The organism is Mesorhizobium sp. C120A (genome assembly GCF_030323105.1).
GTDB lineage: Bacteria > Pseudomonadota > Alphaproteobacteria > Rhizobiales > Rhizobiaceae > Mesorhizobium.
The window spans coordinates 3,027,991-3,043,464 of sequence record NZ_CP100476.1 but is presented as its reverse complement, the minus strand read 5'-3'; the positions used below and the strand labels follow the sequence as shown (position 1 = coordinate 3,043,464).

The following is a 15,474-nucleotide window of genomic DNA, read 5'->3' as shown; positions in this document are numbered from 1 at the left end:
GACTCACCAAGAGACACGGACTTCCTTGGCGTTTGAATCCACCGCCGCGCCAAATCTTTTGATCGCGTAACCGCCGGCGGCCACTGCCGAGGATTTCAGCACAGGCTCAATCACAAGGAAAAGCTTCTCGGCGTCTGGCCCGTACAGATAGAGGGTGCATTTGCCCTCGCCAAACTCGTCGCCATCAAATTCGCCGACATGCGCATTCGAAACAGCTTGTTCCAACCGATCCTCCAGAACTTGGACCGATTGCCGCTCTTCCGGCGCCCCGAACTGACCGCCGCTCAGAAGAAGATAGACAATTACCGCTTGTTCCAACGGTCATCTCCCGAAGTTAGACCCTCAAAACTCGATTCCCTGCTGCGCCTTAACGCCTGCGGAAAAATGGTGTTTGGTCACGCCCATCTCGGTGACGAGGTCGGCCGCCTCGACCAGCGCCGGCTTGGCATTGCGGCCGGTGACGACGACATGCAGGCCTTCGCGCCGCGCCTTCAGCGCCGCGACCACCTTGTCGAGATCGAGATAGTCGTAGCGCAGCGCAATGTTGAGCTCATCGAGGACGACGAGGCTGATCGAGGGATCGGCGATCAGTTCCAGCGCCTTGGCCCAGGCGGCTTCGGCCGCCTTAATGTCGCGCTTCAGATCCTGCGTCTCCCAGGTGAAACCCTCGCCCATCGTGTGCCAGACGACGCGGTCGCCAAACGCCGCGAAGGCATCCTTCTCGCCGGTGTGCCATTTGCCCTTGATGAACTGGACCATTCCGACGCGCTTGCCATAGCCGAGCATGCGCAGCGCCAGCCCGAAGGCAGCCGTGGTCTTGCCCTTGCCGGGTCCGGTGTTGACGATCAGCAGCCCCTTCTCGACCGTCTTTTCCGCGACCTCGGCGTCCTGCACCGCCTTGCGCTTGGCCATCTTGGCGCGATGGCGCTCTTCGTCTTTTGTGTCGATATCGGTCATCTCATTTCACCTTGAGCGGCAGCCCCGCCACCATCAGAAGCACCATATCAGCTACGACCGCGATCTGCTGGTTGAGCCGGCCGGCGGCATCGCGGAACCGGCGTGCCAGCGCATTGTCGGGCACGATGCCTTGTCCGACTTCGTTGGAGACCACGAACCACGGTCCGCGCGGCCGCGAAAGCACATCGGCCAGCCGCCGGCACTCCCCCTCCAGATCATGATCGGCCAGCATATGATTGGTTAGCCAAAGCGTCAGGCAGTCGACAAGCACCGGCTGGTTGTCCGGCAATGCCTCGAGCGCACCTGCAAGATCAAGCGGGGCATCGATGGTCGCCCATCCCTCGCCGCGGCGCGAGCGGTGCTGCGCGATGCGCTCGCGCATTTCGCCGTCATAGGCTTGCGCGGTGGCGATATAGGCCCATGGGGGCGGCAACGCCGTTGCCAAAGTTTCGGCATGCGCGCTCTTGCCGGAGCGCGCACCGCCGATGATGAAGGTCAAACTGCGATCAGGCAAAGCTGTCGCGCAGGCTGGTCGCGGTGCCGGTGAAGCGCGCGCGCACTATGCCGACAACTGCGCCGAGCACCAGCCAGAACACCAGATTGGTCAGCGTCACCGCCACCACGAACTGATGATGCAGGCCCTCCGGGATCGGCGTTACGAAACTGTCAGGCTGCGGCGCGCCGACAATATGCGGGGCGACGATCAGGACGACGGCGAGCACGGTCAGGGGCGCCGACGTGCGGAAGGTGATAAGGGCAAGACCGATCGCGGTTGCCATCACCGTTGCCCACCACCAGATCTGGCGCTGTATGAGATCGGCCGCCGGCATTGCCGGCAGTTCCGGCGGCAGGCCGAGGCCCGGCGCCAGCGTGAACACGGCAAAGCCGGCCAGGCCCCAGAACACGCCCTGGCGCCAGCTGCCGATGCCGCCGGCGAATTCGGAAACCGCCACCAGGACCAGCGCGAAACCGATGCCGGTGACGATATTGGCGACGACACTGAAGGCGAAACGCTCGAAGCCGTCGGCCGGCGCCCAGCCTTCGTCCTCCGCCGGCGCGGCTGCTTCAGCCGGGGCTGCGCTGCTCACGGCATTTTCCGCCGGCGCGGCGGTGCTCATGGCATTGGTGTCCGCAGCGTTGGCGGCGGGCGCCGCGGCATGCTCATGCTCATGGCCGCCATTAGCCTTTTCGTAGACCTCCGCCTTGAGGATCAGCGGCACGGTGGCGTAGGCCTGCATGCAGGCGAGAGCGACACCCGCCACGAGCCCTGCGATCGCCGCGATGAACACGACGTTGCGAAACAGGTTCATGATGTCAGATCCTCGTCAGTGGCAGGGAAACGCCATCGAATGGCGATAGTCGTGCGCCGCATTGTGGACCGCATCGATATGCGAGAAACCGACAACGCCGACGACGAAAATGCCCAGAAACGCGCTAAGCACGAGCTGCATGAAGCGCGACTGCGAGGAGACGGAAGCGCCGAGGGAGACGGAAGCGGTATTCATATCTTGTCCTTTCGCCCTCCACCCGAGGGCATCGAAGTCAGTTCCCTGTCGCCGGCAGGTCTCCTGGCTCGCGGATCAGCGCCCTTCCCCACCTTCCCGAAGAAAAAATCCTCAGTGGCTTGGAGAGGACTACCGCACACAGTTGCGGGGGCAGCCACGGCATTGGGCAACAAGTCAGCCCTCACCGCATTCCCTCTTGGTCCCTAACGGAACCGACGACATGCATGACTATAGGCTGAAACGGCCGCATCCGGCAAACCAAATTCCGCCGGCCAACAGCGCGAATGCGCCATGCGGCGTTACGGGTTCAACGCGGTGATCCGCTCGGCAACCAGCCGCTGCAGCCGCCACAGATGGCGATCGTGAATGCCGCGCTCTTCAAGGTTTTTCACCGTGTTGTAGAGATAGTCGGCGCCCGACCCCCAGTGCCCGCAGGACGTTGCCAGCCTTTCGACGACCTTGCCCTCGTCGAGCGGCCCTGAATAGGTCAGGCCGTTGCGGTTGATGACGAAGGCCAATGCCCTGAGCGGTCCGGCCTCGCTTGCAAGCTTCAGCATGCGCGGCCGGTAGCTTGTCGGCTTCAGCGTGACTTCGCGCCGGAAAAGCCGGCCCAACTGCCCGCGCCGGTTACTTTCGGTCAGCCGGAAGGCGACGCCCTTGCATTGTCCGCCACGGTCCAGCGCCATCATCAGGCCGGGGCTGTCCTTGGTGCCGCGCCAGCGCGTCATGTTCATGCAAAAAGACCGATGCCAGCCGCGCGCCAGCGCAACGCGGTCCTCGACATAATCTATTTCCGGTTTCCAGATCAGCGATCCATAGCCGAACAGCCATAGCGGTTCGCTATCCGGGAGTTCGACCTGCAATTCATCCAGCAGCGCGTCATAGTCGGCGTCATCGAGATGCATCGCGTCCGGATCCGGCCCGGGGTCCCTGATCTCGCGCCAGCAGCGCGCGACCAGCTCCGGCGTAAGCGACATCTGTCGTGCGGCCAATTTCCGAATCCCCCCAATTTCCGAATGTCCCATGTCCACGACATGATTATGCGCCGCGCCTGCAACCGGCAATGCGGCACTCTGATTGACAAACGATCTGCCGGGGTGTCGGCTGACGCTTCATAGGAAGCCAGCCATGCATCCCAACCCGAGCGAGCGCGACCCCTATAACGGCCTGAGCCGGGCCGAACCGACGCTACCGTCGTCGGCCTATTGGGATAGCGAGGCTTACCAGCGCGATCTCGACGCCATCTGGTACAAAAGCTGGCTGCTCGTCTGCCGCGAGGCCGATCTTGCCCAGCCTTTGGCATTCAGGACATTCCGCGTTGGCACACAGGAAATCGTCGTGCTCCGCGACGACACCGGCGAGTTGCGCGCCTTCCACAACACCTGCCGGCATCGCGGCTCGCAGCTTTGCCAGGAAAGCGAGGGCCGGCTGAAAGCGCGGCTCATCACTTGCCCCTACCACGCCTGGTCCTACTCGCTGCGCGGCGATCTCGTGCGCGTTCCCTCGAAATCGCTGCCAGATGGTTTCGACAAGGCAGATCATCCGCTCTACCGGGTGGCGCTGTCGGTGTGGCGCGGTTTTGTCTTTGTGAACCTTCAGCAGGCTGCGGCCGGCTCCGCCGGGACCTCCTTCGATCCCGCATCCGGCGACCTCGCCAACTGGCCGCTGGAAACGCTGGTATCAGGCCATGTCCTGCGCAAGGTGATGAACTGCAACTGGAAGATCTTCTGGGAGAACTTCAACGAGTGCCTGCATTGCCCGGGCGTCCACAAGGACCTGTCTCGGCTGGTGCCGATATACGGCCGCGGCCTGATGAGCCGGCACGACGACCCCGACTGGGTCCGCCATGCCGACAATGACGCGCCGGAGTTTTCGGGTGGCCTGCGCGCCGGCGCCGAGACCTGGTCGCGCGACGGACATGCCCATGGCCCGGTCTTCCCGGGTCTGACGGCGGCCGAGCGCGCGGCCGGACAGACCTATGCCACCAACCTGCCCTCGATGTTCATCGTTGGCCATGTCGACTATATCAGAACGGTGCGGCTGGTGCCGCTCGGCCCGGAGCAGACCGAGCTGACCGCCGAATGGCTGTTCGCGCCCGAGGCGCTGGCTGAGACCGACGTCGACAATGTCGTCGCCTTCGGCACCCAGGTGCTGGAGGAGGATGCCGCGATCTGCGAGATCAACCAGAAAGGCCTGCGCTCGATGCGGCACCGGGCCGGCGTGCTGATGCCGGAGGAGTATGATCTGCACCGCTTCCACAACTGGGTGCGCGAGCGGCATGCTGCACTTGAGGCAACCGCCTGATCGGCGACTAAAGCGACTTCGGCAGATAGCGCCAGGTGATAAAGCCGCAAACCGCGGCCAGAATGCCCAGCGTCACGAACACCGAGCCGAGGCCGAAAAACGCCAGCACCACCGAATAAACCAGCGGCGGCGTCAGTTCGGAAAAGTCGAGATAGGTGCGGTAGACCGCGGCCATCTGCGCCCGCTCATAGGACCGCACCGAGCGCATGAAGGCGGTCGAGCCCAGTGCATCGAGCGCGATGGTGAAGAAGGCGCCGCAGAGCAGGAAAAAGCCCGTAAGCAGCGGCGCGGTAGTGCCGACCGCGCCCGCCGCAAGCAGCGTCGCCGACATCGCGAAATAGGCGAAGGTCATGGTGCGCCGGCCGCCGAAGCGTTTTCCCGCTTTGCCCCAGAAGATCGCCATGAACAACAGCGCATTGCCGGCCGAAACCAGCAGGCCGCCGGCAAGCTTGCCCTCGCCGGTAATCACCATGAACAGCGGCCCGTAGACGAAGAACGTCGTCCAGAAGCAGGAGCGGCCGAAGGCGATCAGCCAGGCCAGCCTGAGCCTGGGTTGTGCTACGAAGCGGCCGATATTGGCCAGCGGATTGGCCGGCCGTGTCTTGCCCGGCCGGATCGACCGGTTGTCGCCCAGCCTGTAGGTCCAGAACAGCGCCAGCAAGGCCAACGCAAACACCGCGACCGCGCCATGCGCGGCATAGATGCCGTAGCGTGTGTAGAGGAAGATGCCGAGTGTCGGCCCGCCGGTCCAGGCCAGCATCGACCACGCCATGCGCAGCGATTCGGCATGCATGAAATCGGTCTTGCGGATGTGATCCATGATGTAGAGGTTGAGCGTGATCGACAGCGCGCTCGCCCCCATGACGCGGCACAGCATGCCTGTCAGTTGCCCGGCAAGCGTGTGGGTGACGAAGAACAGCGAGCCTATCGCCAGCAGGCAGGCGCCGGCGGTATAGACCCAGCGCCGGGCAAACCTGCGGATCAACATCGGCATGAACAAGGTCACCGACAGGCCGAGCAGCGCCACGATGGTGTAGAGGATCGAGACGATCTGCTCGTTGTGCAGAATCTCATAGGCCTGGATCGGGATGACGCTCGATACCGTGGCGCGGGCGAAGGATTCGACCGCATAGAGCGAGGCGAAGGTGCGCGCATCCGCCGGACGCAGGGCCGGAAGCCAGATCGGATGGCGCACATGGGTGGACATTTGATCCCCAAATCAGACTCGCAGCCCAAATCTGCGCTGGCGCTTCCTCCGCCGGTAACAGGAAACCGACCCCTTCCCGGCAAAAAGCAAATTCGGCCAAAGGCTTTCCGGCTCTGGCCTAAAGCGCCGCCCGATGCAGCCGCACGGCATGACCCGGAGCGTAGAGGGCGGCCTTCTTTTGTCCGGTGCAACCGTGATAGTCGTCTTTGGGGCTGAATCAGATCGCGAGACCATGAGCATCCATACCGCACCCCCTGGAGATCAACTGAAGCGAGATCAACCGAAGCGCATCGTCGCCATCGATGTCGTACGCGGCATCGCGCTGATCGCCATGGCGAGCTACCACTTCACCTGGGATCTCGAAAATTTCCACTACACCGACCCCGGCCTCACCGCCGTCGGCTGGTGGAAGATCTATGCGCGCTGCATCGCCTCGACCTTCCTGTTCCTGGTCGGCGTCAGCCTGTTTCTCGCTCATGGCAGGCAGATCCGCTGGACCGGCTTCTGGAAACGTTTTGCCATGGTCGCCGTCGCGGCCGCCGCTATATCGGCGGTCACGTACTTCATCACGCCGGACAGCTTCATCTTCTTCGGCATCCTGCATCAGATCGCGCTGGCCAGCTTGCTCGGCCTTTTGTTTCTGCGGCTGCCTTCCTGGCTGACGCTGGTCGTGGCGGCGGTGGTGATCGCAGTCCCCCTCTATCTCCGATCCGAAGCCTTCGATCATCCGGCGCTGTGGTGGGTCGGCCTGTCGGCGATCAACCCGCGCTCCAATGATTACGTGCCGCTGTTTCCCTGGTTCGGCGCCGTGCTTCTCGGCATCGCCGCGGCAAAGTTTGCGTCCACCACTGGCCTGCTGGCGCGGCTGGCCACGCTGGGATCAGGAAGCTGGACCAGGCCGCTCACCTTCATCGGCCGCCACAGCCTGGCTTTCTACCTGATCCACCAGCCGCTGCTGTTCGGCTGCGTCTGGCTGTTCTCGCAGATTGCGCCGGCGCCCGTCGAAACAAGGGAAGTGATCTTCCTCAAGGAATGCCAGGTATCTTGCGAACAGCAGCGCGACACGGAGTTCTGCACCAGCTATTGTGTGTGCATGCTGGACACGCTGCAAAGCGAAGCGGCATTCGACCGGCTCTACAATGGCGACCAGACCCCGGAGTTCAAAGCGCATCTCGGTGAACTCGCCGGCATCTGCACCGCAAGGACGGAGGAGAGTCCGATGACGCAGGGAGGGCAACAATGACTGACAAGCTGGCAAAACCCCGGCTGGCAAAACCCGATCTACCGAGACCACGGCTGATCCCGTGGCCGCCGGTGATCTACATCGCCGCCATCGCCATCAGCATCGTGCTCGGCCTGTTCTATCCGCTGCCCTGGATCGGCGACCTCTTGGGCGACCTTTTGTTTGCCGCCGGCTTTGTGGTGCTGTTTGCCGTCGCAGCCCTCTGGTTCACCGCTATCCGCACCATGATCCGGGCCAAAACGACGATGAACCCCAATGGCGTGCCGGAGCATCTGGTGACGTCTGGCCCGTTCGGCGTCACGCGCAACCCGATGTATCTGGCCAACACGCTGCTTTTGATCGGCGTTGCCTTCGTCTCGGGGATCGTATGGTTCCTGCCGCTGGCTTTGATCGCGGCATTTGCAACGCAGAAGGTCGCCATCGAGAGCGAGGAGAAGGTGCTGTTCGCCAAATTCGGCAAGAAGTACCGCGACTATGCGAAGCGGGTCAGGCGCTGGATCTGAGGCGACGTGGCAGGGGTGTATACCTTGGCGATTAGCTGGCGCATCCGTCTCTTCGTCATCCACGGGCGGAGCAAGGAGCGTAGCGACGCAGCACAGACCCGAGGATCCATGCCGCGACTCCAGAGCGTTGCTATGGTCCAGAATTCGCTACCGCTGCACTCCACGACCGATGTCACGGAATGGATTCTAGGGTCTCCGCGATGGAGCTTCGCTCCTGCTTCGCCCTAGAATGACGAAGTGCGGAAGGGCTCCGGCTAATCGCGAACGTTTGCGACGGGCGCGCAAACGCTCGAGGGTCCGCTCAGGTATTAACCCCCAGCTCCACCAGCCGCTCAACACATGACTCCTCAGCCTGGTCGAGCTCCGCCAGCGTCTCCTCGAGATCGCGCCGCTTCTGGCGCAAATCCTCGCGCTTCTCCTCGATGCGCTTGATCATCAGCTTGAGTTGACCGACCTCGCCGGGCGGTTCCTTATACATCTGGATGATTTCGCGGATCTCGTTGATCGAGAAGCCGAGCCGTTTCCCGCGCATGATCTGACGGATCAGATGCCGGTCCGACGGACGAAACAGCCTTGTGCGGCCACGCCGCACCGGTTGCACCAGCCCCTCATCCTCGTAGAAGCGCAGCGTCCGCGTCGACACGTCGAATTCGCGGGTCAGTTCGGTGATCGAATAATATTCCCGCATCTTTGCTCCAAATGTCGGAACATCGGAAAACGCCGGTCGCCCGGGATTTCCAACGCATTCCGATCAACCCCGTTCCAAGCCGGACTCGGCATGGAACCCCCGCGCAAGCCTCGCACCACAATTACGTAAAAGTCAATTGAACCCGCAACGCCTCTTTCTCAAGGGATAGCGAACCACCAGGTGGCCAGCCCGAGGAAGGCAAAGAAGCCAACGACGTCGGTGACGGTGGTGACGAAAACCGCCGACGCCACCGCCGGGTCGATCTTGAACCGGTCGAGCAATAGCGGGATCAGGATACCGGCAAGGGCTGCCACGAACATGTTGATGATCATCGCCGCCGCTATGATGCCGCCCAGATTGGCATCGCGGAACCAGACGGCCGCGACGATGCCGATCAGCACGGCGAAGATGATGCCGTTGATGGAACCCACGCCCATTTCGCGGCGGATGATGCGGCCGGCATTGTAGATGTCGAGGTCCCTGGTCGCCAGCGCGCGCACGGTGACGGTCATGGTCTGCGAACCGGCATTGCCGCCCATGCCGGCCACGATCGGCATCAGCACGGCCAGCGCCACGATGTGCTCGATGGTGCGGTCGAACAGCCCGATCACCGAAGCCGCGAGGAACGCCGTCAACAGGTTGACCAGCAGCCAGGGCACGCGCGAGCGCGAGGTCGAAAGAATGCTGTCGGACAACTCTTCGTCGCCGACGCCGCCCATGCGCAGCAGATCTTCCTCGGCCTCCTGCTGGATGACATCGACGACGTCGTCGATGGTCAGCACGCCGACCAGCCGCTCGTTCTCGTCGACGACGGCGGCGGACAGAAGATCGTATTGCTCGAAGTCCCGCGCCGCCTCTTCCTGGTCCATGGTGGCCGGAATGGCGTGCCTCGTCTCGTGCATCACGTCTCCGACCTTGGTCGTGCGCTTGGTGCGCAGGATCTGGTCGAGGTCGATGGCGCCGAGCAACTTGAAGCTTGGATCGATGACGAAGATCTGGCTGAAGCGCTCGGGCAGGTTCTTGTCTTCGCGCATGTAGTCGATGGTCTGGCCTATGGTCCAGAACGGCGGCACGGCGACAAACTCGGTCTGCATGCGGCGACCGGCGGTCTCTTCCGGGTAGTCGAGCGAGCGGCGCAGCCTGATCCGCTCGGTGAACGGCAGCTGCGACAGGATCTCGTCCTGGTCTTCCTTTTCAAGGTCTTCGAGAATGTAGACCGCGTCGTCGGAATCGAGGTCCTGCATGCCCTGGGCAATTTGCTCATTGGGCATATTGTCGACGATATCGCGGCGGATCGCCTCGTCGACCTCGGTCAGCGACGAGAAGTCGAAGTCGGCGCCGAGCAGTTCGACAAGGGCACGACGCTGTTCGGGGTGCAGTGCCTCGAGCAGATCGCCAAGTTCCGACTGGTGCAGATCGTCGACTTCGCGCTTCAGCGTCAGCGTATCGCGATCGGCGATCGCCGCCCCGATCTGGGCGAGGAATGATGACAGGACGGCGCCGTCCTCGCCATAGATGTCGGCGTGGGCATCGTCAGCGGCTTTGGCGCCGGTCTTCTGGTCGTCCTGGCGTTCCACCAGCGGCTCCCGCCATGGGAATTTCGGAAAAGGTGCCTGTCAGGTCTAGCGCGCAACGCACGGGAATATCAAACGAAATGCGCCCCGCCCTGCATATGGGGAGAGAGCGATTTCATCAGGATATGACGCCGCCCAGGATTCAGGCGGCGCGACAGCACATGTCGCTGGGGAAAGAGCACCCGAGCACGGTTGGGGCAGAATTGTCATGATGCAGGTCCTGCCATCTGCCGGACCCGCCCAGGCCATGAACCAGAACAGCCGGAAGCCCTTGAAGATCAGGTCACAGACGCAGAAGGCAATCGAGGAACGGCGCGTGCGCGTGGTCGTCGCCGAACGCAATCCGCTCGTCATATCGGCGCTGCGCGACATGCTGGACTGCGACGGGCGCTTCGATCTCAGGGCCTGCGTGCAAAGCGGCAGGCATTTTCTGGAATTGGCAGCCGAAGCGGAATTCGACGTCGCCGTCATCGGCTGGAAGCTCTCCGACATGGACGGCGCCGATGTGCTGGCCGAGGTTCACAGCCGCAAGCTGGGCGTGCGCATCGCGGTGTTTTCCAACGACCACGACATCGGCATCCTGAAGCAGTGCGTGCGGCTCGGCGCCCAGGGCTACTGCTTCCAGTTCGACGATCCGGCGATCATCTTCGAGACCATCCTGGCCGTCGCGCATGGCCGCATCTGCATCCCCTACATCGACATCAACAAGGTCAACGACACACCCTTGTCGCTGCTCACCGTGCGCGAGCGCGAGCTGCTGGCGGTGCTGTCCGACGGCTGGACCAATCTGCAGATCGCGACGCGCACCGGGATTTCGGAGAACACGGTGAAATACCACCTCAAGAATCTCTACGACAAGCTCGACGTCCGCAACCGGGCGATGGCAGTCGCGCTCTACGCGCGGGAGAGGCGTACCCAGAAGCAGCCGTTGGGGTAGGCGACCGACTGGCCGCGGGTAGGTCACCCGGGTAGGCAACCCCCACCCGCGCGCGGCAAGATGTTACCCCTTGAGGTGTTGTTGCCATTAGCCGTCGAGACGAAACTCCCCTCACCGCTTTGCTGGATCAGGAGGAGTTCGCGACATGGCCGGTTTCACCCATCTTTTCATTCCCGGACCGACCAACATCCCCGAACAGGTCCGGCAGGCGATGAACCTGCCGATGGAAGACATGCGTGCAGCATCCTTCCCCGATCTCACGCTACCGCTGTTCGAAGACATCAAGCGCGTGTTCAAGAACGAGACCGGCCGCGTCTTCATCTATCCCTCCTCCGGCACCGGCGCCTGGGAAGCGGCGATGACCAATGTGCTCAGCCCCGGTGACCGCGTGCTGATGTCGCGCTTCGGACAGTTCTCGCATCTGTGGGTCGACATGGCCGAGCGCCTCGGCTTCGAGGTCGATGTCATCGATTGCGACTGGGGGACCGGCGTGCCGCTCGAGCTCTATGCCGAGCGGCTCAGCGACGACAAGGCGCATCGCATCAAGGCAATCTTCTGCACGCAGAACGAGACGGCGACCGGCGTGACCAGCGACGTCGCCGGCTGCCGCGCCGCGCTCGACGACGCCAACCACCCTGCTTTGCTCTTCGTCGACGGCGTCTCGTCGATCGGCTCGATCGACTTCCGCCAGGAGGAATGGGGCGTCGATTGCGCCGTCAGCGGCTCGCAGAAGGGTTTCATGCTGCCCGCCGGCCTCGGTTTCCTCTCCGTCAGCAAGAAGGCGCTGGTGGCCTCGCGGAGCGCCACGCACCGCCGCTGCTTCTTCTCCTTCGAGGACATGATCCGCGCCAACGATGCCGGCTACTTCCCTTATACGCCGGCTACACAGCTGCTGCGCGGCCTGCGGGCCTCGCTCGACCTGATCGCCGAGGAAGGGCTGGAAAACATCTTCGCCCGCCACCATCGTCTCGCCGAAGGAGTGCGCAAGGCGGTCGACGCCTGGGGCCTGAAGCTCTGCGCCAAGGCGTCGAAATGGCACTCCGATACGGTCAGCGCCATCCTGGTGCCGGACGGCGTCGACAGCGGCGATGTGGTCAAGCGCGCCTACCAGAAATACCAGACCGCGCTCGGCGGCGGCCTCAACAAGGTGATCGGCAAGGTCTTCCGCATCGGCCATCTCGGCTGGTTGAACGAGGTGATGGTACTGGCCTCGCTCTCGGCCGCCGAAATGGCGCTGCTCGACTGCGGCGTACGGCTGGCGCCCGGCTCCGGCGTCGGCGCCGCCATCCAGCACTTCCGCGCCTCGGCCGCCGTGCCGGTCGCCGAAGCCGCCTGAGGAGCCGACAATGAGCCACACCATCAACCACCTCAAGAAATTACGGCTGCAGCGCAGCGAGCTGGCGGTTCCAGGCTCCAGCCCGGAAATGATCGACAAGGCGGCCAACAGCGCCGCCGACTTCATCTTCCTCGACATCGAGGATGCGGTCGCCCCGCCCGACAAGGAACGCGCCCGCAAGAACATCATCCAGGCGCTCAACGACATCGACTGGCGCGCCAAGGGCAAGACCGTCTCGGTGCGCATCAACGGCCTCGACACCCATTACATGTATCGCGACGTGGTCGACGTCATGGAGCAGGCCGGTGACCGGCTGGACACCATTTTGGTGCCGAAGGTCGGCGTGCCGGCTGACCTCTACATGGTCGAGGCCATGGTCAACCAGATCGAGATGGCAAAGGGTTTCAGGACCCGCGTCGGCCTCGAAGCGCTGATCGAGACCGCGCTCGGCATGGCCAATGTCGAGGCGATTGCCGCGACACCCGGCCGGCTGGAAGCCATGCATTTCGGCGTCGCCGATTATGCGGCAAGCTGCAAGGCGCGCACGGTCAACATCGGCGGCCTCAACCCCGACTATCCCGGCGATCAGTGGCATTTCGCTCTGTCGCGGATGACCGTCGCCTGCCGCGCCTATGGCTTGCGCGCCATTGACGGACCGTTCGGCGACTTCTCCGATCCGGAGGGCTACATCGCCGGCGCCAGGCGCGCCGCCGCCCTTGGCATCGAAGGCAAATGGGCAATCCATCCCTCGCAGATCGCGCTAGCCAACGACGTCTTCTCGCCACCGGAAAAAGAGGTCACCCGCGCCAGGCGCATCCTCGAAGTGCTGAAGGAGGCGGAGGCGCAGGGCAAGGGAGCAGCCGCACTCGACGGCAAGATGATCGACGCAGCGTCGGAACGCATGGCGCGCAATGTTTTGGTGGTCAACGAGGCAATCGAACGGGCCAGCCAATTCTCTAGCGAACCGCGTGTCGCCGCGCATTGACCGTTCAGGGAGGACAAAATGGACATCCACGAATATCAGGCCAAGGAACTGCTGGCACGCCACGGCGTGCATGTGCCGCGCGGCGGGCTGGCCTACAGCCCCGAGCAGGCGACCTACAGGGCGCGCGAGATCGGCGGCGCCAAATGGGTCTTGAAGGCGCAGGTGCATTCCGGCGCCCGCGGCAAGGCCGGCGGCATCAAGCTCTGCGCCAATGACGAGGAGATCTCCGACGCTGCCGAAGCCATGCTCGGCCGCAAGCTGGTGACCCAGCAGACCGGCCCGCGCGGCAAGCTGATTTCGCGCCTGTATCTCGAGGAAGCCGTTGATATCGCGCAGGAGCTCTATGTCGGCTTCGTGCTCGACCGCAAGGAAGAGCGCGTCATGATCGTGGCGTCCGCGGCGGGCGGCATGGAGATCGAGGACATCGTCGAGAAGGCGCCCAATTCCATCCTGCGCACATCGGTCGATCCCGGCGTCGGCATGCAGCGTTTCCAGGCGCGCGAAATCGCCTTCGGGCTCGGCCTCGACCACAATCTGATCGGCAAGGCGACCGAGACCATCTTCAGCTGCTACCGGGTGTTCCGCGACTACGACGCCTCGATGCTGGAGATCAATCCGCTGGTGGTGACCCGCGACGGCAATCTGATCGCGCTCGACGCCAAAATGTCGTTCGACGAGAACGCGCTGTTCCGGCGGCCGGAAATCTCCGAGCTGCGCGACAAGAGCCAGGAAGACCCGCGCGAAACTTTTGCCAGCGACCGTGGCCTCTCCTATGTCGGCCTCGACGGCAATATCGGCTGCATCATCAATGGCGCAGGGCTCGCCATGGCGACCATGGACATGATCAAGATCGCCGGCGGCGAACCGGCCAACTTCCTCGACATCGGTGGCGGCGCCTCGCCCGAGCGGGTGGCGAAATCCTTCCGCGCCGTGCTCGGCGACAAGAATGTCGAGACCATCCTGGTCAACATCTTCGCCGGCATCAACCGCTGCGACTGGGTCGCCGAAGGCGTCATCAAGGCGATACGCGAGGTCGGCGTCAACGTGCCGCTGGTGGTCCGTCTCTCCGGCACCAGGGCCGAGGAAGGCCGCCGCATCCTGGCTGATTCCGGCGAGGCGGTGATCGTTGCCGGCACGCTTGCAGAAGCCGCCGAAAAAGCCGTCGCCGCATGGCGCGCGGCCACCAAGAAAAAAGCAGCCTAGAGCCGGATGATTTCAGGTCGAATCGACCTGAAATCTGAATCCGTCTCTAAAATCAAACAGGTGGAGCATGATGTCGTCCGAAAACCGCTTCACACTTTTCGGCATCATGCTCTAGGGAGGTCGAGAAAATGGCAATCCTGCTCAACCGCAGCACCCGCGTCATCGTCCAAGGGTTCACCGGCAAGATCGGCAGTTTCCACGCCGAGGATATGAAGCGCTACGGCACCAAGCTGGTCGGCGGCGTCACCCCCGGCAAAGGCGGCCAGAAGCATCTCGGCCTGCCCGTCTTCAACACGGTCAAGGGCGCGGTGCGCGAGACCCGCGCCGAGGCCAGCATCGTCTTCGTGCCGCCGCCCTTTGCCGCCGATTCGATCATGGAAGCGGCCGACGCCGGCATTAAACTCTGCGTCTGCATCACCGACGGCATCCCGTCGCAGGACATGATGCAGGTCAAGCGCTACATGCTGCGCTACCGCTACGAGGACCGCATGCGGCTGATCGGCCCGAACTGCGCCGGCGTCATCACGCCCGGACAGGCGCTGATGGGCATCATGCCCGGCAGCATCTATCTGCCTGGCCGCGTCGGCATTGTCGGCCGCTCGGGAACCCTGGGCTACGAGGCGGCGTCGCAGATGAAGTCGCTCGGCATCGGCGTCTCGACCAGCGTCGGCATCGGCGGCGACCCGATCAACGGCTCCTCCTTCAAGGACGTGCTGAAACTGTTCGAACAGGATGACGACACCGACGCCGTGGTGATGATCGGCGAGATCGGCGGACCGCAGGAAGCCGAAGCGGCCATCTGGGCGCGCGACAACATGAGGAAGCCGCTGATCGCCTACATCGCCGGCCTCTCCGCCCCCAAAGGCCGCCGCATGGGCCACGCCGGCGCCATCATCTCGGCCTTCGGCGAGTCCGCGCAGGAAAAGGTGGAGATCCTCAAGGACGCCGGGGTGATCATCGTGCCGACGCCGTCGTCGTTTGGTGAGGTGGTTGCAGAGACGCTGGCGGGGATGAAGAAGGCCGCCTGAACAG

17 protein-coding genes and 1 riboswitch are annotated in these 15,474 nt (G+C 63.5%); of the genes, 8 read left to right on the top strand and 9 right to left on the bottom strand.

The window, feature by feature from the left end; genetic code table 11:
• Positions 1–3: 3 nt before the first annotated feature.
• The 6 genes from NL532_RS14730 to NL532_RS14705 all read right to left on the bottom strand — a co-directional run bounded on the left by NL532_RS14730 (position 4) and on the right by NL532_RS14705 (position 3,454).
• On the bottom strand, positions 4–318 hold the full coding sequence (locus tag NL532_RS14730; RefSeq protein ID WP_023670780.1) for a hypothetical protein: 315 nt from the start codon (positions 316–318) through the stop codon (positions 4–6).
• Between the two features lie 24 nt (positions 319–342).
• On the bottom strand, positions 343–957 hold the full coding sequence (gene cobO, locus NL532_RS14725; RefSeq protein ID WP_023829408.1) for a cob(I)yrinic acid a,c-diamide adenosyltransferase: 615 nt from the start codon (positions 955–957) through the stop codon (positions 343–345).
• A 1-nt stretch (position 958) separates the two neighbouring features.
• Positions 959–1,471, bottom strand: a complete 513-nt coding sequence (cobU, locus tag NL532_RS14720) for a bifunctional adenosylcobinamide kinase/adenosylcobinamide-phosphate guanylyltransferase (protein ID WP_023731213.1) — start codon at positions 1,469–1,471, stop codon at positions 959–961.
• Positions 1,464–2,267, bottom strand: coding sequence for a CbtA family protein (locus tag NL532_RS14715; protein ID WP_023727675.1), 804 nt, complete (start codon positions 2,265–2,267; stop codon positions 1,464–1,466). The genes cobU and NL532_RS14715 overlap by 8 nt, the downstream gene beginning before the upstream one ends.
• Before the next feature lie 15 nt (positions 2,268–2,282).
• On the bottom strand, positions 2,283–2,462 hold the full coding sequence (locus NL532_RS14710; RefSeq protein ID WP_023670784.1) for a CbtB domain-containing protein: 180 nt from the start codon (positions 2,460–2,462) through the stop codon (positions 2,283–2,285).
• 36 nt (positions 2,463–2,498) lie between these two features.
• Positions 2,499–2,694: riboswitch (cobalamin riboswitch) on the bottom strand.
• Between the two features lie 67 nt (positions 2,695–2,761).
• Complete coding sequence (locus tag NL532_RS14705) at positions 2,762–3,454, bottom strand: gamma-glutamylcyclotransferase (protein ID WP_031203234.1); 693 nt, start codon at positions 3,452–3,454, stop codon at positions 2,762–2,764.
• 136 nt (positions 3,455–3,590) lie between these two features.
• On the opposite strand from NL532_RS14705, the gene NL532_RS14700 reads away from it, so the two are divergent.
• Positions 3,591–4,766: an aromatic ring-hydroxylating oxygenase subunit alpha gene (locus tag NL532_RS14700; protein ID WP_023829409.1), complete on the top strand. Its 1,176-nt coding sequence runs from the start codon at positions 3,591–3,593 to the stop codon at positions 4,764–4,766.
• Positions 4,767–4,773: 7 nt separating this feature from the next.
• Here NL532_RS14700 and NL532_RS14695 read toward each other — a convergent pair whose 3' ends face one another.
• Entirely contained in the window at positions 4,774–5,973 is a 1,200-nt protein-coding gene (locus NL532_RS14695) for an MFS transporter (RefSeq protein WP_023690978.1), read from the bottom strand.
• 232 nt (positions 5,974–6,205) lie between these two features.
• Between NL532_RS14695 and NL532_RS14690 the strand changes: the two genes are divergently transcribed.
• Both NL532_RS14690 and NL532_RS14685 read left to right on the top strand, forming a co-directional pair.
• Entirely contained in the window at positions 6,206–7,216 is a 1,011-nt protein-coding gene (locus tag NL532_RS14690; protein WP_023690977.1) for a heparan-alpha-glucosaminide N-acetyltransferase, read from the top strand.
• Complete coding sequence (locus NL532_RS14685) at positions 7,213–7,719, top strand: methyltransferase family protein (RefSeq protein WP_050589304.1); 507 nt, start codon at positions 7,213–7,215, stop codon at positions 7,717–7,719. Before NL532_RS14690 ends, NL532_RS14685 begins: the two co-directional genes overlap by 4 nt.
• A 301-nt stretch (positions 7,720–8,020) precedes the next feature.
• Here the strand turns inward: NL532_RS14685 and NL532_RS14680 are convergent, their stop codons facing one another.
• Positions 8,021–8,407 carry a MerR family transcriptional regulator gene (locus tag NL532_RS14680; protein WP_006203215.1) on the bottom strand — a complete coding sequence of 129 codons (387 nt, stop codon included), beginning with the start codon at positions 8,405–8,407 and terminating at the stop codon, positions 8,021–8,023.
• Between the two features lie 158 nt (positions 8,408–8,565).
• Complete coding sequence (gene mgtE, locus NL532_RS14675; protein WP_023753461.1) at positions 8,566–9,984, bottom strand: magnesium transporter; 1,419 nt, start codon at positions 9,982–9,984, stop codon at positions 8,566–8,568.
• A 313-nt stretch (positions 9,985–10,297) separates the two neighbouring features.
• Here mgtE and NL532_RS14670 point away from each other — a divergent pair, with 313 nt between their 5' ends.
• The 5 genes from NL532_RS14670 to sucD all read left to right on the top strand — a co-directional run bounded on the left by NL532_RS14670 (position 10,298) and on the right by sucD (position 15,470).
• On the top strand, positions 10,298–10,918 hold the full coding sequence (locus tag NL532_RS14670) for a response regulator transcription factor (RefSeq protein WP_031203282.1): 621 nt from the start codon (positions 10,298–10,300) through the stop codon (positions 10,916–10,918).
• Between the two features lie 145 nt (positions 10,919–11,063).
• The gene (locus NL532_RS14665) at positions 11,064–12,254 is read left to right on the top strand and encodes an aminotransferase class V-fold PLP-dependent enzyme (protein WP_023829410.1); all 1,191 of its coding nucleotides are present in this window, start codon (positions 11,064–11,066) and stop codon (positions 12,252–12,254) included.
• A 10-nt stretch (positions 12,255–12,264) separates the two neighbouring features.
• Positions 12,265–13,239: an HpcH/HpaI aldolase/citrate lyase family protein gene (locus NL532_RS14660; RefSeq protein ID WP_023753464.1), complete on the top strand. Its 975-nt coding sequence runs from the start codon at positions 12,265–12,267 to the stop codon at positions 13,237–13,239.
• A gap of 18 nt (positions 13,240–13,257) precedes the next feature.
• On the top strand, positions 13,258–14,442 hold the full coding sequence (locus tag NL532_RS14655; RefSeq protein ID WP_023818015.1) for a malate--CoA ligase subunit beta: 1,185 nt from the start codon (positions 13,258–13,260) through the stop codon (positions 14,440–14,442).
• Between the two features lie 128 nt (positions 14,443–14,570).
• A complete protein-coding gene (gene sucD / locus NL532_RS14650) occupies positions 14,571–15,470 on the top strand; it encodes a succinate--CoA ligase subunit alpha (RefSeq protein WP_286488136.1) in 900 nt (299 codons plus the stop codon).
• Positions 15,471–15,474 lie beyond the last annotated feature (4 nt).

Excerpts from the sequence above, each read along its gene's own strand:
- NL532_RS14685 (WP_050589304.1), top strand. The coding sequence starts at position 7,213 with ATGACTGACAAGCTGGCAAAACCCCGGCTGGCAAAACCCGATCTACCG.
- cobO (WP_023829408.1), bottom strand. The coding sequence starts at position 957 with ATGACCGATATCGACACAAAAGACGAAGAGCGCCATCGCGCCAAGATG.
- NL532_RS14655 (WP_023818015.1), top strand. The coding sequence starts at position 13,258 with ATGGACATCCACGAATATCAGGCCAAGGAACTGCTGGCACGCCACGGC.
- NL532_RS14700 (WP_023829409.1), top strand. The coding sequence starts at position 3,591 with ATGCATCCCAACCCGAGCGAGCGCGACCCCTATAACGGCCTGAGCCGG.
- sucD (WP_286488136.1), top strand. The coding sequence starts at position 14,571 with ATGGCAATCCTGCTCAACCGCAGCACCCGCGTCATCGTCCAAGGGTTC.
- NL532_RS14710 (WP_023670784.1), bottom strand. The coding sequence starts at position 2,462 with ATGAATACCGCTTCCGTCTCCCTCGGCGCTTCCGTCTCCTCGCAGTCG.
- NL532_RS14715 (WP_023727675.1), bottom strand. The coding sequence starts at position 2,267 with ATGAACCTGTTTCGCAACGTCGTGTTCATCGCGGCGATCGCAGGGCTC.
- NL532_RS14660 (WP_023753464.1), top strand. The coding sequence starts at position 12,265 with ATGAGCCACACCATCAACCACCTCAAGAAATTACGGCTGCAGCGCAGC.
- NL532_RS14690 (WP_023690977.1), top strand. The coding sequence starts at position 6,206 with ATGAGCATCCATACCGCACCCCCTGGAGATCAACTGAAGCGAGATCAA.
- NL532_RS14665 (WP_023829410.1), top strand. The coding sequence starts at position 11,064 with ATGGCCGGTTTCACCCATCTTTTCATTCCCGGACCGACCAACATCCCC.
- NL532_RS14695 (WP_023690978.1), bottom strand. The coding sequence starts at position 5,973 with ATGTCCACCCATGTGCGCCATCCGATCTGGCTTCCGGCCCTGCGTCCG.
- NL532_RS14680 (WP_006203215.1), bottom strand. The coding sequence starts at position 8,407 with ATGCGGGAATATTATTCGATCACCGAACTGACCCGCGAATTCGACGTG.